The organism is Haloprofundus halobius (assembly GCF_020097835.1).
In the GTDB taxonomy this organism is placed as follows: domain Archaea; phylum Halobacteriota; class Halobacteria; order Halobacteriales; family Haloferacaceae; genus Haloprofundus; species Haloprofundus halobius.
Genome location: NZ_CP083666.1, coordinates 2,426,667 through 2,446,428, shown reverse-complemented (window position 1 = coordinate 2,446,428; position 19,762 = coordinate 2,426,667). Strand labels below are relative to the sequence as shown.

Here is a 19,762-nt window from a genome sequence, read left to right as displayed (position 1 = left end):
GTGCTATGCCATGACAGTACATATTCTTTGCGGGCGGGTCGGTGCGCCGTAGTCGTCGAATCGCGCTAAAACGCGCTCTTTCCGCCGACTACGTCGACTACTTGACGACGCTCTCGTCGCGGACGGTTTCGTCGTCGTGAACCGCCCAGTAGGTGTTCCGGTAACGCTTGATCTTCCGGTAGAGCAGGTAGCCGAAGAAGCCGTCGTAGAGGACGACGTAGCAGAGGTAGGCGGCCAGTTGCGGCACGCTGAACGGAACGACCGTCTGCATGAACAGCCAGATGAGCCCCGACCCGATACCGACGGTGGTGTTGTACGTCGCGTGGATGAACGCCGCGATGAGTAGTCCCTTGACGATTATCGGACCGCCGTTCTCGCTGTTGAACTTCGCGAGACCGAGATAGTAGCCCGCGAACGCCGAATAGATGACGTGACCGGGGCCGGCGAGTGCTCTGACGGCCGTTATCTCGCCGCCGACGCCGATGAGTTCGAGACCGAACTCCAACTGGGCCGGTTCGACGCCCTGCATAATGTACAGCGCGTTCTCGATGGTCGCGAAGCCGAGCCCGGCCATCGCCCCGTACACCGCGCCGTCGATGACGGCGTTGAACCGGTCGCTCCGGTAGGCGTACAGCCGTACCGCGAGCAGTTTTACGGTTTCCTCGACGGGGCCGACGACGAGGTAGAAGAACAGCACCGACCCCACGATGGGGAGCAACTGGAAGTACGGGTTCAAGACGCTGTTGATGAGCGCTGCGAAGTTCGCCGTCAGTACCCCGAGCAGGAACGTCGCGATCAGCAACGAGAGCGGTTCGCTGCTGGTCACGTCCGAGTACCAGACGTAGCCGGCCAATCCGAGCGCGGGTATCACGGAGAGGACGGTGAGCATCCCCACCTCGGGCGTCGAAAACATCGTGAGTCCCCCGATACCGATGAGCAACAACAGCGCGACGAGGACGATGGCGACGCGAAACACCGTCGTCGCGAGGCTCCAGATCGCGACGGAGAGACCGTCGAGAGAACTGCGTTCCTCCCACGTCGACACGTCGTACAGGTCGAGCGACCCCGCTGACGCTCGTTCGATAGGGTCCCGTTCGTTCGTCATGCCACTATATCTCCCGGAAGCATCTAATTTCTTGGGCCTCCTCGCACCGACGGCGAGGTCTCCGTCGCGCGAAACCATCCCCCGCCCTCGCCGACCCCCGAACGAGGTACGCTGAAAACCCCTCCCGCCCAACGTCCGGTATGCACTTCGACTCGCGCACACAGGCGGCGCTCCGGGAGGTCGGTCTCGACGCCGAGCAGATTCGGGACGCGTCGGACCTCGTCGCGGAATCGGTCGCGAACGACGCCGACGCCCTGGCGGCCTTCTTCGACGATGGTGAGACGTTCTACTCGGACATGGAACTGGCACACAGCAGCGACGATATCCAACAACACGTCGTCGACCACGTCGATCTCTACACGCACGGCGCGAGCCTGCGCGGCTACCTCCAGTTCGACTCCTGGGGCGTTCCGGTCGAAGGCGGCCGCATCCTCTCCGACGTGGTCGTCGAACTGACGCTCGGCCCGACAGTTCACGACCGGGTGCGGTTCGTCCGCAACCCCGACGACCTATGAAGGTCCGCGTTCGCGGCATCTACACGACGGCGCTGACGCGACTGTTCCTCGACGCGGGCGACGACGTGGTGCAGGCGTCGCCACCCATCAGGCGACGCTTCGACGCCGAGTTCGACGCCGAGACGCACGACGTGGCCGTCGAGACGACCGACGACCGACAGGGTGTCGGCCTCACCAGCGACGAGGCGGCCGTCGACCGCGCCCGCGAGCGACTCCGGGCGGTCGGCATCGACGCGTTCGCGTGGGCCGACCCGGCACCCGAAGGCGCGGTGTTCGACGGCCGAGTGATCGAGACGCTCGGCGGCGGGGCGGTCGTCGACCTCGGCGCAACCGAGGGATATCTCCCCTACCGGAACGCCGCCGACCACGTCGAGACCGGCGACGCCCTCCGCGTCCAGGTAACGGCATCGACGCCGCCGTGGGACGACGACCGACCGCAATTGGGTACGGAAGTCCGCGCCCACGACGGCCTCGTGACACTCGTCCCCGGACAGGAGGAAATCACGGTGGCGACGCACGACGACGCGGCCGGTCGGGAACTCGCGGGAATGACCGACCTCCTGGACCCCGACGTTCCCGAAGGGTGGGGCATCCGCTGGCGACACAGCGCGACGGAGGCGGATATGAGCGCGCTCCGGGAGGCGCTCGACGGCGCGAGCGCCCGTGCCAGGGAGATGGATGCGGCGCTCTCCGAGCCAATCGGCGACCCCGGCATCGTCGTCCCCGCTGCCGGGGCGTGGATCTGGTTCGGCCGCGAGTCCAGATTCGCGCTCGACGCACTCAGGAGGGAGGTGTCGACGACGATGCCCGGCCACCATCGGACGAAAGCCGCCGCGAACGCGGCGAGTTCGGGCGTGGATCTCGCGGAAGCGCTCTGCTCGTTCGAGGGCGGCGGCGAGTTCCCGTTCGGCGTCGTCGCCGACCAGTTCGGCCCCGTCGAAGGTGACACGGTGCGCATCGGCCACGGGAAGCCGAACGGCCGACTCATCACGCTCGGGTCGGGCGAAGTCGTCGAACGCGACGACGAGGGGACGGTCGCCGTCGAGCGGACGATGTCGGGCGGCGGACGCTACGACGCGCTCGGCACGAAGCGCGAGGCGGGCGATACGGCACTCACGAAGTTCCGCGAGGGACGATGGTGGTACCCGACGGTCTACCGGGGTGCTGACGGCGAGCGGAAGGGTACGTACGTCAACATCTGCACGCCCGTCGAGTGCTTCCCCGACGAGATTCGCTACGTCGACCTCCACGTCGACGTGGTGAAGCATCCGGACGGACGCGTCGAACGCGTCGACGACGACGAACTCGACGCGGCCGTCGACGCCGGTCACGTCTCCGAGCAGTTGGCCGAGAAGACGCGGCAGGTCGCGTCGTCGTTAGAGCGGGCGCTCTGAGGAGCGAAATGGGCGAACAGACGGAGCATCGGGGGGTGGAACGTCGGAGCGAAACGTCTCCGGACGCGAAGCGGTGCTCCGTACTCCCGCCGTGGCCGTCTTCGCGCAGCGGTTAGCGCACGCGAAGGTGTTGGCCGCGTTATCGTACAAGAAGCCGGGGGAGAGTTCGCCCCCTCGCGGTGTGCGAAGAACCACCACACGGAACGAAAGAACGGAAAACGAAGACTCGTCGGCGTTAGAAGTGCTCGGCGGACTCGTTGGAGAACTGCAGTTCCCCGCCGCGGCCACCTTCGACCGTGCTGCTGCCTTGCTCGCCGGTGCTCGGCACTTTCACCGTCACGTCGCGGACGTCCTCGAAGTCGCGGATGAGGTCGGCTTTGATGTTGGTCGCGGTGACGTTGCTGATGCCGCACCCCGAGCAGGTCCCCCCGAGTTCGACGACGACTTCGCCCGTCTCCGGGTTCGCTTCGCGCACGACGCTCGTGCCGCCGTGCATCTGGATGATAGGCATCTGGCCGACCATCCAGGTCTCGATTTGCTCTTTGAGGCTGTCGTCGCTCATTGCCGATGCTTGGGCCCCCACCTATGCGTATGTTGTGGTTCGCTGCGAACGATTCTGGGTGAATAATCCGGAACGAACGCTGTACCGTCCCCGCCTGTTTTGTCCTTGCACCACGAACAGTAGCGGTACATGGAAGCTCCTGTCGTCGCGGTCCGGCTATTCGCTGGACTCCTACTCATCCTGGCGAACGGTTTCTTCGTCGCCATCGAGTTCGCGCTCACGAGAGTCCGACAGTTCCCCGAGTCCGAGTTCCAGGGCTCAAAGGCGCTCGAACGCGCGTGGGATATGACCGATCGCCTCGAAATCTATCTCACGAGCTGTCAGGTCGGTATCACGGCGTCGAGTATCGCCGTCGGTATCGTCGCGGAACCGGCGTTGGCGGCCATCTTCGAGCCGCTCTTCGGGGGGACGGTCCTCGCGTCGGTCGGTGCGGGCGCGATTCTCGCGTTCCTCATCATCAACCTGCTGCACCTCACTCACGGCGAGCAGACGCCGACCTACCTCGGCGTCGAACGGAGCAAGTGGGTCTGCAAGTACGGCGCGACGCCGCTGTACTACTTCGCGATGTCCATCTACCCCATCATCAAACTCGGCGACGGCGTCGCTAAGTGGACGCTCCGGCTGTTCGGCGTCGAACTCACCCGGTCGTGGACCGAAGCCGAGGAGGACAGCGTCGAGAACCGCGCGGACCTCCGCCGACAGATGGCGTCGATTCTGGAAGCCGGTGACCTCTCTGAGGAGCGCCGCGAAGAGGTGATGAACGCCCTCGAAGTCGGCGAACAGCCGATCTCGGACGTGATGGTCAACGTCGACGACGTGGCCGTGCTCTCGACGGAGTTCTCCGTCGAGGAGAACCTCGCCGTCGTCGAGGCGAACCCGCACACGCGGTTCCCGCTCACCGGCGAGTCGCTCTCTGACTTCCGCGGCATCGTCTACGCGCCGACGGTCGTCAACGCGTACGACGACCTCTCCTCCGGCGAGGCGACGTTCGAGGGGATCGCCGCGCCGCCGCTGACGCTCGAGGCCGACCTGACGGTGAGCGAGGCCATCGACCGCTTCCAGGAGGAAGAACAGGAACTGGCGCTCGTCGAGGACGAGGGCGAGGTCGTCGGACTGCTCACCGCGACCGACGCGCTCGAAGAGGTAATGGGCGAGATGCGCGACCCGACCGACCGGAAGGCCGACACCGACGTGGCGGCCTCGGACTGACCGCCCTCGCCGACCCCGGCTCCGACCGGCCGTCGCTTGGGTTCTCGCTCAATCATCCCCTTCGCGTCGCCGCTTCGCCCACCACGCTCCGACGCCGAGCGCCGTCACCGCCGTTCCAGCGCCGAAGCCGGGCGCGGTGATGGCCGAGGAGTCGCTCGCGTCTCCGCCGGTCGCGGCGCCATCGCCCTCCGAACTCGGCGTCCCGGTCTGTGTCGGCGTCAACACGTCGGCTCCGCTCTCGTTTTCGCCGTCGTTGCCGGCTCCGAGCGACGGGGGGTCGGTCTGCTGGCCCGCGTGGTCGGGGAACACGTACACCCGTCCGGGTGTGTCACCGGTCCCCATACTACTCGCGACGAACGTCTCGCCGGGGACGGCGAGGCGGGCGGTCCAGAACTTCGTCTCGGTGGGGTCGCGCCACCACGCGAGCTCCCGCGGGGTCGTCGGGTCGGAGAGGTCGTGGCGCTTGACGCCGCCGCGGTACCACGAACTGTACAGCCGGTCGTCTCGAATCTCGAAGTTGTGGGCTGTGGTCCAGACGCCGCCGTACGTCGGGTCCGGCGTCGGCGGCGGGTCGATGGTCGCGAGCCGTTCGGGGGTCGTCGGCTCGGAGACGTCCCACAGCTCGACGCCGCTCGGCCCGCCGACCAGTTCGTCGTCGTCGGTTCGCACGGCCCAGGACTCCTTGCCGATGCCGAGAAGCGTCCCGTCCTCGTTCGTCGCCACGTAGTGGTCGTTGCCCGGCGGCACGGTCGACTCGCGCCGCCCGATCTCCGCGTCCGACGCGGCGAGTTCGGCGGGCGAGCGTTCGCCGATGCGAGTGACGACCGACGGCTCCGTCGGCTCCGAGACGTCGAGCAACCACGTTCCGGCGTCCCAGTGCGCGAGGTACGCGACGTCGTCCTGTACCCACACGTCGTGGACGGTCCGGCGGTCCGGCGCGACGTCGTCCCAGGCGGCGTCCTCGTCGAGCAGCGACCACCGAGCGACCTCTTCGGGGTCGTCGCCTTGCAGGTCGACGACGACGAGCGGGTTGCGGTCGAACTCGTTGCCGGTGAGGTAGGCGTAGTCGTCGTCGACGTAGCAGTTGTGAATCGGGTAGTCGGTCTCGAAGAACGCCACCGTCTTGGGGCTCCCGGGATCGGAGACGTCCTCGACGAGCAGTCCCGAGAGCGCGCCCGGGAGGTTGTTCGCGGGACCGGCGACGAGCAGTCGCTCGCCGGCGTCGTCGAGTTTCACGTCGTACACCTGACGGAGTGGCCCGCCCTCTCGGTCGGAGAGGAGGCCCCGTCGGTCGGCGACCACCTCGGGTCGGTCGGCGACCGAGACGTCGACGACGGCGTAACCGCTGCTCGCGGCGACGAACGCGGTCTCGCCGTCGTCGGCGACGACGGCCTCCTTCGCCCCCTTCACGTCGACGAACCCGTACGGGCGGTACGGTCCCGGATGAGCGGCACCTCGGCTAGTGGTCAGCGTCGACGCCGTCGACAGTCCGAGCGCGGCCGCGCTCCCGCGCAGTACGTCACGTCTGCGCATAGTCACTACTGAGCGCGCAGTCGAATAAGCGACGCGACTGCGACCCGGTAGTTGGGGTCGCTCGGCGTCGGAGGCGAGCGCAGTCGCCCGTGCCTCATCGCTCCGCCGGGCGAATCAGCGCGACACTACAGCCGCGTTCGGTCACCCGTCCCGCCTTCGGAGACCCGAGCGAAGGCGCTCGTCGTTACAGACGAGTGCGGTCGCCCGTGCCTCCGGTCATCGCACTCGCGAGCGCCCCGCGAACCACCACGTCGTCGCCGAGCGTCGTCAACTGGATGTCGGGGACGTTGATGAACACCATCTCGCCCATCTTCTCGCGGATGGGGTCCATGACGAGGTCGGGGTTGTTCAGCGCCACCGCGCCGCCGATGAAGACGACCAGCGGGGCGTAGGCGTGAATCGTGTTGGCGACGCCCATCGCGTTCCAGTGGCCGACCTGGTCGATGACGTAGTCGGCGAACTCGTCGTCGCCGGCGTGTTCGAACACGTCGATGGCGGAGAAGTCGGGGTCTTCGATCGGAAGCGACGTCTCGATGGGGTCTTCGGCGTGCAGTTCCTCGGCGTAGCGCGGGATGTTGTTCCCCGAGCAGTACGCCTCCCAGTGGCCGTCGTGGCCGCAGCCGCAGGTTCGAAAGCCGTGCGGGTCGATAGTCATGTGGCCGACCTCGCCCGCGTTACCGTCCCAGCCGCTGAGCACCTCGCCGTCGACGCAGACGCCCGCGCCGATACCCGAGGAGATGGTGAGATACACCATGTCGTCTGGGTTGCGGTCCGAGTAGAACCGCTCGCCGATGACGCCCGCGTTCGTGTCGTTGTGGAGGTAGAGTTCCTCGGTCTCCAGCAGTTTCGACAGCGGTCCCGTCAGGGGGATGCGGTCGATGGTGTCCGGCAGGTTCGCCGGTTGCTCTATCGCGCCCTCGGCGAGGTCCAGCGGGCCGATAGAGCCGATACCTGCGGCGACGACGTCCGTCGGGTCGACGCCCGCCTCGTCACAGGCCTCGCGGACGACGCTGAGCACCTCCTCGGTGACCGCGATACCGGTCGGGCCGCGCGGCGTTCCGTGTTTCGTGTTTCCGATGATGGTTCCGTCGTCGTCGGCGACGACCGCTCGGACGTTCGTCGCGCCGAGGTCGACGCCCACGTAGTAGGCCATTGTATCCACAAGCACCGTCCCGCCACTTAACTGCACAGATTCGATACGTCAGATGCCGGTGATCATATCGCTTAATCTGTGCGTAGGCCGCCCCTACCGCACGGATTGCGTCAGCGAGTGACAGTATACTCGGAACTTAGTTACTACTCCCCGCGTTCGCCGTACTCGTCGGTAGTTTCGGAATCAGCCACGTCAACAAGGCGTCCTGACTGCGCGTCTGCGTCCACACCCGACCGGGACCTTCGAACTCGCAGACCAACCCTTCGCCGCTGAACAGCGTCGAGCGCAGGCTGCCGATGGCTCGCACGTCGAACGTCGCCGACGACTCGAACGCGACGATGTGGCCGGTGTCTACGGTGTACGTCTCTCCGTCTGCCAACTCGTTCTCCCGAATCGCGCCGTAACTGGAGAGAAACGCCGGTCCCGTACCGTCGAGACGGAGGAGGAACAGTCCCTCGCCGCCGAAGAACGACCGCCCGCCGCCGAACTGGGTGTCGAGTTCGATATCCCGGCCCGACGCGAGATACGACCCCGACTGCACGAACAGCGTCTCGCCGTCGAGGTGGCAGTCGACGATGTCACCCGGGAGCGGGGGCGCGAGCGTCACCGCTCCGGCCTCCCGGGCGGTGAACGTGTTCTGAAAGAAGCTCTCGCCGCCCAACAGACTCCGCTTGAGCGACCCGACGAGGCCGCCGCTCGCGCCCGTCTCGACGTCGATACCGTCGCTGTAGCTGACCATCGACCCCGCCTCGGTCCGGACCGCCTCGCCGGGCTCCAGCGAGAGTGTCAGAAGCGAGAACGCCGGCCTGAACTCGATTTCGTGGTCCATGCGGAACTGTGCCACATGGAGCGAGATGACTGTTCGCCCCCGCTCTCACCTCACCGGATTCGGCGGACACCGTCGGTCATCGTTCTACCGTCCGACCGACCGCCGTTCAGTCGTCCGACCGGACGAACGTCACGGGGCACGGCGCCGACAGCATGACCTCCTGGGCGGTGCTGCCGAAGACGGCTTTGCCCGTCGGCGAACGCTGGCGACCACCGACGATTATCAGGTCCGACCCGACGTTCGACGCCAGGTCGACGATGCTCGTCCCGTGTTTGCCCACCGCACCGCGAACCTCGTAGTCGACGCCGGCGCCGTCGAGCGTCTTCGTGAGGTCGCGTATCGTCGCGTGTCTCCCGGCGACGTCGTCGGGCGACACCTCCTCGGCGGTCCGGTCGAAGGACAGGTTGTCGAGGGTGTCGTCGTACTCGTCGCGCGTGAACACGTGGCCGAGGACGACTTTCGCCCCGGTCGGTCCCGCGATGTCGACGGCGACTTCCCCGAGTCGTTCGACCCGTTCGGCGTCTCCGGCACCGACTGCCAACAGAATCGTATCTACTGTCATGGATTTCTGTAATCGCGTGCAGTACTTAAACGTGACGAAGAATTTACTCAATAACGAATAAACATTTGTACTGCTCTGCTGTGGCTCTGTGATGACAACTGTTCGCACGGGTCATGTATATTTCCCCCGCCGCGTGTACACTTTTGCCCGCAGCGGCCGATGTCTCCGCATGCTCTCTCCCGACCTGTCGGGTCGTACTGTTCTCGTGACCGGTAGCGCGAAAGGTATCGGTCGCGAACTCCTGCTGTCGGCGGCCGACTGCGGCGCGGACGTCGCCGTCCACTACCATTCGAGCGCCGAGGAAGCCGAAGACGTCGCCGCGGAGGCCGAGAGTCGGGGTGTCTCGGCGACGACGACGCAGGGCGACGTGACCGACCCCGAGGGCGTCGACGACCTCTTCTCGACCGTCGAATCGACGCTCCGTTCCGTCGACGTACTCGTCAACAACGTCGGCGACTTCGCGCCGACACACTGGGAGGAGATGGAGTTCGACACGTGGCAACGCGTCGTCGAGACGAACTTCTACGGGACGTATCTCTGCTCGAAACGCGCGCTTCCGGCGATGCGCGACGAGGGCTGGGGGCGCATCGTCAACGTCGGTTACGCGGGCAGCGAGAAGGCGCTGGTCTACCCGAAGAACTTCCCGTACTTCGTCGCTAAAACCGGCGTGCTGATGTTCACGCGGATGCTCGCGGCCGACACGCAGGACGACGGGGTCACCGTCAACGCCGTCTCGCCGTACGTCGCCGAGAACTCCGACGAGTTCCCCGACGAACTGCCGCGCGGTCGCCCGGCCTCCTTCGAGGATCTGTCGCAGGCGTTGCTGTTCTTCCTCGACGAGGACAGCGGCTACATCAGCGGCGAGAACGTCGAAGTCGACGGCGGGTGGCTTCCGGAGACCCTCTAGAACCCCACCTTTTGCGCTGTGGGCGCGCTTCGCGCGCCCTCGGCAAAAGCTGGACCAAAAGCACTCCTCCCTCGCTTCACTTCGTTCTGCTCGGTCGTCGGCCCACTCCCTCGGGCTAGCGCCCTCGCTCGTGGTAGAACCGTTGGCGGCGACACTCCGCCGCCGGTCGTCGCTCGGCTGTTGTACCGCGAGCGACCGTAGGGAGCGAGCGGGCTGAGGAGCGAAGGGAGGCGGCTTCGCCGCCGAACTGAGCGACGAATGCTTTTGGTCCAGCTTTTGCCGAGGGCTGGCGAAGCCAGCCCGCAGCGCAAAAGGTGGGCGTTAAAAGGTCGTTATACGTCGGGTGTGTCGTCCTCGACGGCGCGTTTCATCGAGTTGCGGCGGGACTTCGCGTCGCGGCCCGTCACTTCGAGCAGGAAGCTGTTCTTCGCGTCGACGGCGTCCTGTGCGGCGTCGGCGTTGCCCTCCGCGATGACCTCCGCGGCGTCGCGCTCCTCGAAGTGGACGGCGAGTTTGTCCTTCTTGCCGCTGAACGTCGCCGCGCCGGCGATGATGCGCTCGAACACCGGGTTTTCGGGTTCGCCGACGACGTACAGTTCGTGGCCGTCGTGTTCCTCGGTCCCTGTGACCGGGCCGAAGTACCCCTCGATGGTCGCTTTGAGGTCCGGTGCGTTCTCCTCGAGCGTCTCGCCGCGTCGCATCTTGTACTGCTTCATGCGCCACCGTTTGCGAGGGGATGGTTTACTTGTTTCGTCCGAGCGTGCCCTATATACCCGTGTCAGACGCTGACTGTTCCTTTGGCGCGCTCCTCGCTCCCCGTCTCCGCTCGAAAAAAGCACCGACTACCGCTCGCGTTCGGCGATGTAGCCCCGACGGCACTCCGGACAGATGTCGCCCGCGCGGAGCGAACTGCCGTTCGACGGTCTGGTGAGTCCGCACTCCGGGCAGACGTACTCGGTCGGCACGTCCTCGCTCCGGGTCTCCAGTTCGACGGCGGCGCTCTCGTCGCGCGTGAAGCCGTCGGCGGTGTCGCTCGCGCCGTTGAGTTGTTCGTCGCCGTTGGCGATGAACTCCGCGTCGTAGCCGTTTCGGCTCTCGTACTCCGTTTCGTCGTCGGCCCGCTCCGGTGCGAGACCGCCGAACGTCACGTCCGAGGGCGACCCGTCGGATGGTTCGGCGTCGAACCCCTCGTCGTCGCCGTCGACCTCCGGCCACGGCGTCGGGTCGTCGGTGGCGTCGGCGTCGGACCCTCCCTCGTCCGCGGCTTCGGCCCCTTCGACCTCTTCGACCGTCGGCATCCGGTCGTCGCTGTCGTCGCCGACGTTCGCCTCCGGCCACTCGCCCGGCTGCCGCTCGGGCTCCGGTTCGGCCGTCTCCTCGTCGTCGAGGATGATCCCGTCGTCCTCCTCGGCGCTCTGTGGCGGTTCGAAATCGTCGTCGCCCTCGAACTGCTCCTCGATGGTATCACCGGTGAGCTCCGTCTCGGCGGCGACCCCCGTCGTCGCGTCGTCATCGCCGAGCGCGGAGTCGGGCCCCGGTACGGCCGTGACTTCCTTGTTCTCGCTGACGATCTGCGTCTCGCCGCAGCGGTCGCAGGTCTTCACCTCGCGGATGGTGACGACCATCTCTTCGCCGTTCTCCTCCCGCTCGCGCTCCAACTCCGTCTCGCCGAAGTCGTGCCCGAGCAGACACCTGAGTCCCATTGCCGGGAATTCCGACCTCCGTGACTAAAAACTACCCCCTCGGCGTCTGACGCGCGGCCGACACCTCGGAACCGACGGTTCACAGTTCCGACGTCGGACTCCCCTGAGCGGGCGACAGTCACGTCGACTCGCCGGTAACGGTAAACCGGTTGGGGAGAATGCATACTGTATGAGAGCCAAGCGGGAGTATCGCAATCGAGGCGACGTGGAAGTCGCGGTACTCGACGCACTCGTCGACAGGGCCGACGACGGGATGACGGTTCTGGAGCTTCGAGCGGCGGTCGACGCCGATATCGACACGCTGGAGTCGGCGCTCGCGGAGTTGAAAGAGGACAACCTCATCACCGTCGACCAAACCGAGGAGCGCGTCCGCATCATGCCCGCCGACCACGTCGTCCCCGACACCGACGAGGCGGCCGACGCAGACCGAAGTCTCCTCGACGCGGTTCGAGATCGACTCGGCCTCTGAAGTGCCACGAACCCGGCGCCGACTCGGGCGCTACCGTCAGGTGGACACCGTTTTTACCGCCCGGCGACCTACGCCTCGGCGATGACTCTCGTCGGAGACCTCCACGACGACCACGGCGCGACTTACGAGACACGCGACGACCGCCGCGTCGTCGCCCACTACGGTCGCCCCGAACGCACGCACAAAGCGGTCAGAAACGGCGTCGGCGTCGTCGAGATGGGCTACGGCGTCGTCGTCGTCTCCGGCGACGACCGAATCGAGTACGTCGACAACGTCGTCTCCAACCGCGTCCCGCGCGAGGACGGCGAGGGAACGTACGCACTGCTGTTGGACCCACAGGGTCGTACCGAGGCCGACATGTACGTCTACAACGCCGGCGAGCGACTGCTGCTCTTCGTGCCGCCGCAGGTCACGGAGTCGCTCGTCGCCGACTGGCAGGGGAAGGTGTTCATCCAGGACGTCGAGATTCGAGACGCCTCCGCCGACTTCGGCGTCTTCGGCGTCCACGGCCCGCAGTCGACCGAGAAGGTCGCCTCCGTGCTCAACGGCGCGGGCGCGCCGGAACCGCATCTATCGTTCGTCCGCGGGTCGATGGGCGACGCAGGCGTCACCGTCGTCGCTGCCGACGCGCCGACCGGCGAGGAGGGGTACGAGGTGGTCTGCGCCGCCGCCGACGCGCCGGACGTGTTCTCGACGCTACTCCTCCACGGGCTGAACGCCGTCCCGTTCGGCTACCGGACGTGGGAGACGCTCACCGCCGAAGCCGGAACGCCGCTGTTCGAGAGCGAACTCTCGGGGCGACTGCCGAACGTGCTCGGCGTCCGCAACGCGCTCGACTTCTCGAAGGGCTGTTTCGTCGGCCAAGAGGTCGTCTCGAAGGTCGAAAACCGAGGACGACCGAGTAAGCGTCTCGTCGGACTGCTCCCCGACGCGCTACCGGAGTCCGGCGCGGCGGTGTTCGACGGCGACGCCTCGGTGGGCGAAATCACCCGCGCCGTCGACAGTCCGACCCTCGACCGGCCCATCGCGCTCGCACTCGTCGACTTCGACGTCGAACCGACCGAACTCTCGGTTCGCGTCGAGGGGGAGTCGACGGCAGCGACACGGACTGACCTCCCGTTCGTCGACGGCAGCGACCGCTCGGGGCGAGTGCCGACGTACGAGGCGTCGACGCAGGAGTAGAAACGAGAGCTACGAGAAGAACGCTCGCAACTGCTCGGCGGAGAACAGCGACGACGGCCGGTCCATGTGGACGCCGATTTTTCCGGAGAGCGCTTTGAGACCGGCGCGCTGGACGGGTTCGGGCAGGGAGTACGCCCGCCGAACCCAGTGGCCGAGTCGAATCTCCCGTTCGAGGTCCGTCCGCCATGCCGTCTCGTACTCGCCGAGCGTCCGCGGGCGGTCGGGGTCGATTTCGCGGACTGCGTGGTCGGCGGCGGTCATCCCGTAGAGGATGCCGCCGCCGGTGAACGGCTTCGTCTGTGCGGCCGCATCCCCGATCAGGAACACCCGCCGAGAGGTTACCGACGGCGGCGGACCGATCGGTATCGCGCCCGAGCAGAAGTGACTCGTCTCAACGTCGTAGGTGTCGGTCAACACGTCGAACATCTCTCTGACCTCCTTGCCCGGCGGTGCAGCCAACCCGTACTCGACGCCGGCGTCGCCGCGGGGGATGCGCCACGCGAAGAAGCGCGGGACGGTGAGGTGGACGTCGACGAAGTCGCCGTGGTCGGCCTCGTCGTCGAAGGCCAAGACTCCGTGAAGCAACTCGCCCGGCTCCGGCACGCCGACTTCGCGGCGAACCTTCGAGACGGGGCCGTCACAGCCGGCGACCATCTTCGCCTCGAACGTCTCTTCCTCGCCGCCGGCACTCGCGGTGATGGTGACGCCGTCGGCGCGCTCTTGCACGTCGGTGACAGTGTGACCCTCGCGCACGTCGGCGCCGGCGTCGCGGGCGGCGGCGGCGAGCGTTCGGTCGAGTTCGACGCGGTCGATGACGTTCGATATCTCCTCGTCCTTGTAGAAGGGGTTCGCGTCCGTGTCGGGGCCGCCGACGCGGAAGTTCGCGCCGTAGATGCGATTTTGGAACAGTTTCTCCTTCGCCGCGTCGGGGACGTACGCCCAGATGTCGGTACTGACGTGACCCGAACACGCCAGCGGCGTGCCGACCTCCCCCTTTTCGAGTGCGAGCACGTCGTATCCATCCTCGGCGGCGCGGCGGGCGAAGCGTGCGCCTGCGGGACCGACGCCGACCACGACGAAATCGTACATCGGTCGTGAGTGACCCGTCGGACGACTATATACCTTCTCGGTTCGGTCCGCTCGTGTGCGGACCGACGACCTGTCTACGACTCCGTGACTACCGCCAGTCCGCGTGCCGTCTGTGACTCGTACGCCTCCGGCCACGGGATGTCGACGCGCGTCCACGACTTTCCGCTGTTCTGCGACCGATAGAGTCCGCGGTTCGACAGCGCGTAGAACGACCCGTTGCCGCCCGTCGACAGTACCGGACGCGTCACCCCCTCACCAGTGGGGAGGCCGTCGAGGCGCTTCCACGGTTCGCCGGGCCGACGCCGATAGACGTACGCCTCCGCGGCGTCAACGTTGTGCGCCGACCGAGGGCCGCTGGCCGCCGAGACGAGCACGTTCTTCGCCTCGCGCCCCACCGCGACGCTCCAGCAGTAGCGGTGGTCGAGTCCCTTCTGCGGATGGTCCCACGTCTCGCCGCCGTCGTCGCTCTCGGCGTAGCCGTCGCCCGCCGCCGACCACACTCGGTCGGGAGCGTCCGGGTGGGTCGCGAGGCTGTGATTGTCCCGCCGCGCCGACGGCACGCGGTCCTCCCACGTCTCGCCGCCGTCGTGGGTCTGTACCAGCGCGCCCGCCTCGACGCCGACGTACAGGTGATCGGAATCCGAGGGGTCGACCTCAAGCCAGCGGACGTGGTGGGTGTCGGGCCGCGGCGGGAACGACCACTCGTCGGCGGAGGGGAGGTCGGTCAGCCCCCCGCACTGCTCCCACGTTTCTCCCCCGTCGTCGGAGCGATAGACGGCGCTCGGTTCGGTCCCGGTCCAGACGCGGTCGGGGTCGTTCGGGTCGACGGCCACCGACATCACCGGGTCGGTGAGCGTCTCGTCGCCGACGCGGTGCCACGTCTGTCCCTCGGTGTCGGTTCGCCAGAACCCCGCGTCGAACGTTCCGCAGAACGCCGTCTTCCCGTCGGGTGCGGCGGCGACGCACTCGATGTCGTGGTCGGCCAAGCGCTTGTCGACGAGCCACTCACCCGGCCCACCGCGGACGACGAGGAGGACGTTTCGCAACGCTGCGTACTGTGTTGTCATACCACGCGATTTGGCCGCGGCGTAGATAAGCGCGCTGGCGACTCGCCCGGACCGTCGGTCCGGCGAGAGTTTATCATCGAAAAGGAGACCAAACGCTCTCGATGTAACGTCGTGCCGCGACGGGGCCAAGGCGGGTGTCCGGCGAGCCTCTCGCGCAGAGCGCAGTCCCGCCGGCCGTTCACCCCTTCCGAGCGGCGGCGTTACTCGCCTCCGCGCTCAGTCGTCCGTCGTCGGCTTCGCGGGTTCGCGCTTGTCCGCGCGCGGTCCCTCGATATCGACGGCCGGGAGCATGTCACGGAGGTACTGTCCCGTGTACGACGACTCCTCGCGAGCGACCTCCTCGGGCGTCCCGGCGGCGACGACTTCACCGCCGTGCTCGCCGCCTTCGGGGCCGAGGTCGAGGACGTGGTCGGCGTTCTTTACCAGGTCGAGTTCGTGTTCGATGACGGTGACGGTGCTGCCGTTGTCGACCAGTCGATGGAGCACGTCGATGAGCTTCCGCTCGTCTTCTTTGTGCAGGCCGGTCGTCGGTTCGTCGAGCAGGTACAGCGTGTCGCCGGTGTCCTTCTTGCCCAACTCTTCGGCGAGTTTGATGCGCTGAGCCTCGCCGCCCGAGAGCGTCGTCGACGGCTGGCCGAGCGTCATGTAGCCGAGGCCGACGTCCTTGAGCAGCTGCAGGCGTCGGCGAATCTGGGAGTTCGCCTCGAAGAACTCGTAGGCCTCGTCGACCTCCATCGCGAGCACGTCGGCGATGGTCTTGTCCTTGTAGGTGACGTCGAGCGTCTCGTCGTTGTAGCGTTTGCCGCCGCACTCCTCGCAGGGGACGTACACGTCCGAGAGGAAGTTCATCTCGATTTTGACGTCGCCCTGGCCGCCGCACTCCTCGCAGCGGCCGCCCTTGACGTTGAACGAGAAGCGACCCTTCTCGTAGCCGCGCTGCTTCGAGAGCTTCGTTTCGGCAAAGAGTTCGCGGACGTAGTCGAAGACGCCGGTGTACGTCGCCGGGTTCGACCGCGGCGTCCGACCGATGGGCGACTGGTCGATGAGCCGAACCGTCTCGATTTGGTCGATTCCCTCGATTTCGTCGTGGTCGCCGGGGTCGACGGAGGTGTTGTTGTTCATCTCCCGGGCCAGCCCCTTGTAGAGGATGTCGTGGATCAGCGTCGACTTCCCCGACCCCGAGACGCCCGTGATGGCCGTGAATGTACCGAGCGGTAGCGACACGTCGAGGTCTTTCAGGTTGTGCTGACGCGCGCCCCGGACCGTGAGTTCGCCGTCGCGCTCGCGCCGCGTCTCGGGGACATCGATATCCTTCCGGCCCGAGAGGTAGTCGGCGGTAATCGAGCCGTCGGCCTCACAGACCTCGTCGAAGTCGCCCTGGACGACGACTTCGCCGCCGCGCTTGCCCGGTCCGGGACCCATGTCGATGATGTTGTCCGCGCGGCGCATCGTCTCCTCGTCGTGTTCGACGACGAGCAGCGTGTTGCCGAGGTCCCGGAGGCCTTCGAGCGTGTCGAGCAGTTTGTCGTTGTCGCGCTGGTGGAGGCCGATAGAGGGTTCGTCGAGCACGTACAGCACGCCGACGAGCCCCGACCCGACCTGCGTCGCCAGTCGAATCCGTTGGCTCTCGCCGCCCGAGAGCGTCGACGCCTCCCGGTCGAGCGTCAGGTAGTCGAGACCGACCTCGGTCATGAAGCCGAGACGCGCGCGAATCTCCTTGAGAATCTCCTCGGCGATGGTCCGCTCGCGGTCGGTGAGGTCCGCCTCCAGACTCTCGAAGTGCGCGAGCGCGTCGCCGATGCTCATCCGGTTCACTTCGGTGATGGCCGTGCCGTCGACGTAGACGGAGCGCGACTGAGGTTTCAGGCGCGTCCCGTCGCAGGCCGGACAGGTCGTCACGGCCATGTACTCCTCGATGTGCTCGCGGGTCCCCTTCGACTCGGTCTCGACGTGGCGGCGTTCGAGGTTCGGGATGACGCCCTCGAAGCGCTTCGTCTTCCGCCGGACGCCGTTTCGGGTCTGGCGCTCGAAGACGACCTGCCGGTCGGTGCCGTAGAGGAACTGCCGCTGGACGTCGTCGTCGAGTTCCTCGAACGGCGTCGAGACGTTCACGCCGAAGTGGTCGGCGACGGAGTCGAGCCGCGTTCGGTAGTACGACCGCTTGTAGCTCCACGGCTCGAAGACGTGTTTGATGGGTTTCGAGGCGTCTTCGACGACGAGGTCGGGGTCGATTTCCTTCGTGTTGCCGATGCCCTCACACTCGGGACACGCGCCGTGCGGCGAGTTGAACGAAAAGGAGCGCGTCTCGATCTCGGAGAAGTCGATGCCGCAGTGTGTGCAGGCGAGTTCCTCGGAGAACTCGACGACGAGGCGTTCGTCGCCGCCGCCGGCGAGGTCACCGGTCGCGCGGGCCTCGGTGCCGAGGTGGAACTCGTCGGCCGCGGGCGGGCTGGGGACGACGACCTTCAGGACGCCGTCGGCCTCTTCGAGCGCCGTCTCCACGGAGTCGGTGATGCGCGAACGCGCCTCCTCCGAAATCTTCACCCGGTCGACGACGACGTCAACGGTGTGGTCGTAGTTCTCGTCCAACTCGGGTTTCTCCATCGCGAGGTCGTACTCCTCGCCGTCGACTTCGACACGGGAGTAGCCCTCGGAGACGAGTTCGTCGAACAGGTCCTCGAACGCGCCCTTCTGGTCGCGGACGACCGGCGCGGCGATCTTCGCGCGCGTTCCCTCCGGAAGTTCGAGTATGCGCCGCACCATCTGTTGGGCGCTCTGCTCGCCGACCTCGCGGCCGCACTCCGGACAGTGCGGCGTCCCGACGCGGGCGTACAGCAGACGGAGGTAGTCGTGGAGTTCGGTGACGGTTCCGACCGTCGAACGGGGGTTGTTGGCGGCGTTCTTCTGGTCGATGGAGATAGCGGGCGAGAGCCCTTCGACCGCTTCGACCTGCGGTTTGTCCATCTGGCCGAGGAAGTTCCGGGCGTACGCCGACAGCGACTCGATGTAGCGCCGCTGTCCTTCGGCGTAGATGGTCTCGAAGGCGAGCGACGACTTCCCGGACCCCGACAGTCCCGTGACGACGGTGAACGTTTCGCGGGGAATGCGTACGTCGAGATCTTTGAGGTTGTGTTCTTCGGCCCCTCTGACCTCGATGTAGTCCTTACTCATCTGGAACTACGCTATGCAGGGGACGCCTGAATACTCGTCGGTTCTGCGGGGCGTTCGCACGCGCAGTACGCCGGCCATACAGCCGTTATGCATCCCTTTCGACCCCGGTGGACGGGTTACTGAGTCCCTGTAGATCCGAAATTTGGAAACTCGCGGCTACGGGGCGTTCACCCGACGGTGTCCGTCTATCAACGACAACATACCCCAGTTCTAGTCAATTAAACGAAAAGAACGCTCGAATTACACGTGTTTTCATCGGCGCGTACTTTTGACGTGTAAGTACGTGGGTACCTCCTATGCTGGTTCGGCATGTCAAACGCGCACGACAGATGTCATTCGAACTCGCCCCCGGTTGGGTGAAGCCCGCGGTGCGAAAGGCGTTCTACGTTCTTCACCCTCAAGCCTCGTGGGAGACGTTCAGAGAGAAAGAGCTCACACGCCAGGCGTTCATCGACCGGTTCTTCGACAGCGAGGCGGAACTCGAGGCGTACGAGGCGGAGTTCATGAACGGCGTCATCGCCGAGAACCTCAAGCGAGCGTACGACGAACTCGGCAACGAGACGTTCTACGACATCCACAAGGACGACTGCGTCCGCTACTACGCGTACATCCGAAAGTACGAACCACAGACCATCGTCGAGACGGGCGTCTTCCACGGCGTCTCGACGCTCGCGATTCTCGCCGCGCTCGACCGCAACGACTCCGGGCGACTGTACTCCATCGACTACTCGTCGCTTCTGGACCCGACCGACGAGGAGGACCTCGAACGGTACGAACGTCGGCGTCCCTCCTGTTCCCAGCGCGACAGCCACCTGATTCCGGAGGACAAGGAACCGGGTTGGATCGTCCCCGAGAAACTCCACGGTCGGTGGGAGTTCGTCGCCGGACGCCCCCAGCGGGAGTTGCCCAAACTCCTCTCGAAACTGGGTACGGTCGATATGTTCGTCCACGACTCCGAGCACTCGAAGACGGGGATGCTGTTCGAGTTCGACCTCGCGTGGGAGCATCTCTCCCCCGGCGGGATGCTGTTCTCGCACCACGTCGCCTGGAACGACGCGTTCGACACGTTCGTCACCGAACGCGCGCCAGAGGCCGACCACGGCAAAGTCGCCCAACACTACGTTCACTTCGACAAGCACAGTCAGCCAGGGTGGGGGAAGTACGCTCGCAAGCCGAACGCCTCGCTTACGCCCGAAACTGTCCCGGAAGGCGAACCGTACGCGGTGTCGGACGACTAACCAGTTCGTTCTCCTGTCGCCGCTCAACGGTCGACGCGCCCCAGTTACGGACGCCATTATCGGGTCGACACGAC

The 19,762-nt window shown here is 66.2% G+C and carries 18 protein-coding genes; 7 read left to right on the top strand and 11 right to left on the bottom strand.

Annotated features, from left to right (window positions below; genetic code table 11):
- Nucleotides 1-97: 97 nt before the first annotated feature.
- Nucleotides 98-1,105 carry a PrsW family intramembrane metalloprotease gene (locus tag LAQ74_RS12900; protein WP_224332942.1) on the bottom strand — a complete coding sequence of 336 codons (1,008 nt, stop codon included), beginning with the start codon at nt 1,103-1,105 and terminating at the stop codon, nt 98-100.
- Between the two features lie 140 nt (nt 1,106-1,245).
- Between LAQ74_RS12900 and LAQ74_RS12895 the strand changes: the two genes are divergently transcribed.
- A complete protein-coding gene (locus LAQ74_RS12895) occupies nt 1,246-1,620 on the top strand; it encodes a DUF7532 family protein (RefSeq protein ID WP_224332941.1) in 375 nt (124 codons plus the stop codon).
- Nucleotides 1,617-3,014 carry a ribonuclease FAU-1 family protein gene (locus LAQ74_RS12890; RefSeq protein WP_224332940.1) on the top strand — a complete coding sequence of 466 codons (1,398 nt, stop codon included), beginning with the start codon at nt 1,617-1,619 and terminating at the stop codon, nt 3,012-3,014. The genes LAQ74_RS12895 and LAQ74_RS12890 overlap by 4 nt, the downstream gene beginning before the upstream one ends.
- 235 nt (nt 3,015-3,249) lie before the next feature.
- On the opposite strand, the gene LAQ74_RS12885 is transcribed toward LAQ74_RS12890, so the two are convergent.
- Nucleotides 3,250-3,576: a NifU family protein gene (locus tag LAQ74_RS12885; RefSeq protein WP_224332939.1), complete on the bottom strand. Its 327-nt coding sequence runs from the start codon at nt 3,574-3,576 to the stop codon at nt 3,250-3,252.
- A 129-nt stretch (nt 3,577-3,705) separates the two neighbouring features.
- On the opposite strand from LAQ74_RS12885, the gene LAQ74_RS12880 reads away from it, so the two are divergent.
- A complete protein-coding gene (locus LAQ74_RS12880) occupies nt 3,706-4,785 on the top strand; it encodes a CNNM domain-containing protein (RefSeq protein ID WP_224332938.1) in 1,080 nt (359 codons plus the stop codon).
- Between the two features lie 48 nt (nt 4,786-4,833).
- On the opposite strand, the gene LAQ74_RS12875 is transcribed toward LAQ74_RS12880, so the two are convergent.
- The 4 genes from LAQ74_RS12875 to LAQ74_RS12860 form a co-directional block, all read right to left on the bottom strand.
- Entirely contained in the window at nt 4,834-6,318 is a 1,485-nt protein-coding gene (locus LAQ74_RS12875) for an LVIVD repeat-containing protein (protein WP_224332937.1), read from the bottom strand.
- Between the two features lie 184 nt (nt 6,319-6,502).
- Nucleotides 6,503-7,471 (bottom strand): ROK family protein, encoded by a 969-nt coding sequence (locus LAQ74_RS12870; protein ID WP_224332936.1) that lies wholly within the window; start codon nt 7,469-7,471, stop codon nt 6,503-6,505.
- A gap of 136 nt (nt 7,472-7,607) precedes the next feature.
- Nucleotides 7,608-8,300 (bottom strand): TIGR00266 family protein, encoded by a 693-nt coding sequence (locus tag LAQ74_RS12865; protein ID WP_224332935.1) that lies wholly within the window; start codon nt 8,298-8,300, stop codon nt 7,608-7,610.
- Nucleotides 8,301-8,406: 106 nt separating this feature from the next.
- Entirely contained in the window at nt 8,407-8,862 is a 456-nt protein-coding gene (locus tag LAQ74_RS12860; protein ID WP_224332934.1) for a universal stress protein, read from the bottom strand.
- Between the two features lie 169 nt (nt 8,863-9,031).
- Between LAQ74_RS12860 and LAQ74_RS12855 the strand changes: the two genes are divergently transcribed.
- A complete protein-coding gene (locus LAQ74_RS12855; RefSeq protein WP_224332933.1) occupies nt 9,032-9,769 on the top strand; it encodes an SDR family NAD(P)-dependent oxidoreductase in 738 nt (245 codons plus the stop codon).
- Nucleotides 9,770-10,101: 332 nt separating this feature from the next.
- Here LAQ74_RS12855 and LAQ74_RS12850 read toward each other — a convergent pair whose 3' ends face one another.
- Both LAQ74_RS12850 and LAQ74_RS12845 read right to left on the bottom strand, forming a co-directional pair.
- Complete coding sequence (locus LAQ74_RS12850) at nt 10,102-10,485, bottom strand: DUF5611 family protein (protein ID WP_224332932.1); 384 nt, start codon at nt 10,483-10,485, stop codon at nt 10,102-10,104.
- A gap of 126 nt (nt 10,486-10,611) precedes the next feature.
- Entirely contained in the window at nt 10,612-11,472 is an 861-nt protein-coding gene (locus tag LAQ74_RS12845; RefSeq protein WP_224332931.1) for a DUF7093 family protein, read from the bottom strand.
- A gap of 169 nt (nt 11,473-11,641) precedes the next feature.
- Between LAQ74_RS12845 and LAQ74_RS12840 the strand changes: the two genes are divergently transcribed.
- Complete coding sequence (locus LAQ74_RS12840; RefSeq protein ID WP_224332930.1) at nt 11,642-11,941, top strand: DUF6432 family protein; 300 nt, start codon at nt 11,642-11,644, stop codon at nt 11,939-11,941.
- An 81-nt stretch (nt 11,942-12,022) separates the two neighbouring features.
- Nucleotides 12,023-13,123: a CAF17-like 4Fe-4S cluster assembly/insertion protein YgfZ gene (ygfZ, locus tag LAQ74_RS12835; protein WP_224332929.1), complete on the top strand. Its 1,101-nt coding sequence runs from the start codon at nt 12,023-12,025 to the stop codon at nt 13,121-13,123.
- Between the two features lie 9 nt (nt 13,124-13,132).
- Here ygfZ and LAQ74_RS12830 read toward each other — a convergent pair whose 3' ends face one another.
- The 3 genes from LAQ74_RS12830 to uvrA all read right to left on the bottom strand — a co-directional run bounded on the left by LAQ74_RS12830 (nt 13,133) and on the right by uvrA (nt 18,450).
- Complete coding sequence (locus LAQ74_RS12830) at nt 13,133-14,212, bottom strand: geranylgeranyl reductase family protein (protein WP_224332928.1); 1,080 nt, start codon at nt 14,210-14,212, stop codon at nt 13,133-13,135.
- Between the two features lie 74 nt (nt 14,213-14,286).
- Nucleotides 14,287-15,279 (bottom strand): WD40/YVTN/BNR-like repeat-containing protein, encoded by a 993-nt coding sequence (locus LAQ74_RS12825; RefSeq protein ID WP_224332927.1) that lies wholly within the window; start codon nt 15,277-15,279, stop codon nt 14,287-14,289.
- A 216-nt stretch (nt 15,280-15,495) separates the two neighbouring features.
- Nucleotides 15,496-18,450, bottom strand: coding sequence for an excinuclease ABC subunit UvrA (gene uvrA / locus LAQ74_RS12820; protein WP_224332926.1), 2,955 nt, complete (start codon nt 18,448-18,450; stop codon nt 15,496-15,498).
- A 329-nt stretch (nt 18,451-18,779) separates the two neighbouring features.
- Here uvrA and LAQ74_RS12815 point away from each other — a divergent pair, with 329 nt between their 5' ends.
- On the top strand, nt 18,780-19,688 hold the full coding sequence (locus tag LAQ74_RS12815) for a class I SAM-dependent methyltransferase (RefSeq protein WP_224332925.1): 909 nt from the start codon (nt 18,780-18,782) through the stop codon (nt 19,686-19,688).
- Nucleotides 19,689-19,762: the final 74 nt, after the last annotated feature.

Coding starts and splice junctions, on each gene's coding strand:
- LAQ74_RS12900 (WP_224332942.1), bottom strand. CDS start 1,105: ATGACGAACGAACGGGACCCTATCGAACGAGCGTCAGCGGGGTCGCTC.
- LAQ74_RS12895 (WP_224332941.1), top strand. CDS start 1,246: ATGCACTTCGACTCGCGCACACAGGCGGCGCTCCGGGAGGTCGGTCTC.
- LAQ74_RS12890 (WP_224332940.1), top strand. CDS start 1,617: ATGAAGGTCCGCGTTCGCGGCATCTACACGACGGCGCTGACGCGACTG.
- LAQ74_RS12885 (WP_224332939.1), bottom strand. CDS start 3,576: ATGAGCGACGACAGCCTCAAAGAGCAAATCGAGACCTGGATGGTCGGC.
- LAQ74_RS12880 (WP_224332938.1), top strand. CDS start 3,706: ATGGAAGCTCCTGTCGTCGCGGTCCGGCTATTCGCTGGACTCCTACTC.
- LAQ74_RS12875 (WP_224332937.1), bottom strand. CDS start 6,318: ATGCGCAGACGTGACGTACTGCGCGGGAGCGCGGCCGCGCTCGGACTG.
- LAQ74_RS12870 (WP_224332936.1), bottom strand. CDS start 7,471: ATGGCCTACTACGTGGGCGTCGACCTCGGCGCGACGAACGTCCGAGCG.
- LAQ74_RS12865 (WP_224332935.1), bottom strand. CDS start 8,300: ATGGACCACGAAATCGAGTTCAGGCCGGCGTTCTCGCTTCTGACACTC.
- LAQ74_RS12860 (WP_224332934.1), bottom strand. CDS start 8,862: ATGACAGTAGATACGATTCTGTTGGCAGTCGGTGCCGGAGACGCCGAA.
- LAQ74_RS12855 (WP_224332933.1), top strand. CDS start 9,032: ATGCTCTCTCCCGACCTGTCGGGTCGTACTGTTCTCGTGACCGGTAGC.
- LAQ74_RS12850 (WP_224332932.1), bottom strand. CDS start 10,485: ATGAAGCAGTACAAGATGCGACGCGGCGAGACGCTCGAGGAGAACGCA.
- LAQ74_RS12845 (WP_224332931.1), bottom strand. CDS start 11,472: ATGGGACTCAGGTGTCTGCTCGGGCACGACTTCGGCGAGACGGAGTTG.
- LAQ74_RS12840 (WP_224332930.1), top strand. CDS start 11,642: ATGAGAGCCAAGCGGGAGTATCGCAATCGAGGCGACGTGGAAGTCGCG.
- ygfZ (WP_224332929.1), top strand. CDS start 12,023: ATGACTCTCGTCGGAGACCTCCACGACGACCACGGCGCGACTTACGAG.
- LAQ74_RS12830 (WP_224332928.1), bottom strand. CDS start 14,212: ATGTACGATTTCGTCGTGGTCGGCGTCGGTCCCGCAGGCGCACGCTTC.
- LAQ74_RS12825 (WP_224332927.1), bottom strand. CDS start 15,279: ATGACAACACAGTACGCAGCGTTGCGAAACGTCCTCCTCGTCGTCCGC.
- uvrA (WP_224332926.1), bottom strand. CDS start 18,450: ATGAGTAAGGACTACATCGAGGTCAGAGGGGCCGAAGAACACAACCTC.
- LAQ74_RS12815 (WP_224332925.1), top strand. CDS start 18,780: ATGTCATTCGAACTCGCCCCCGGTTGGGTGAAGCCCGCGGTGCGAAAG.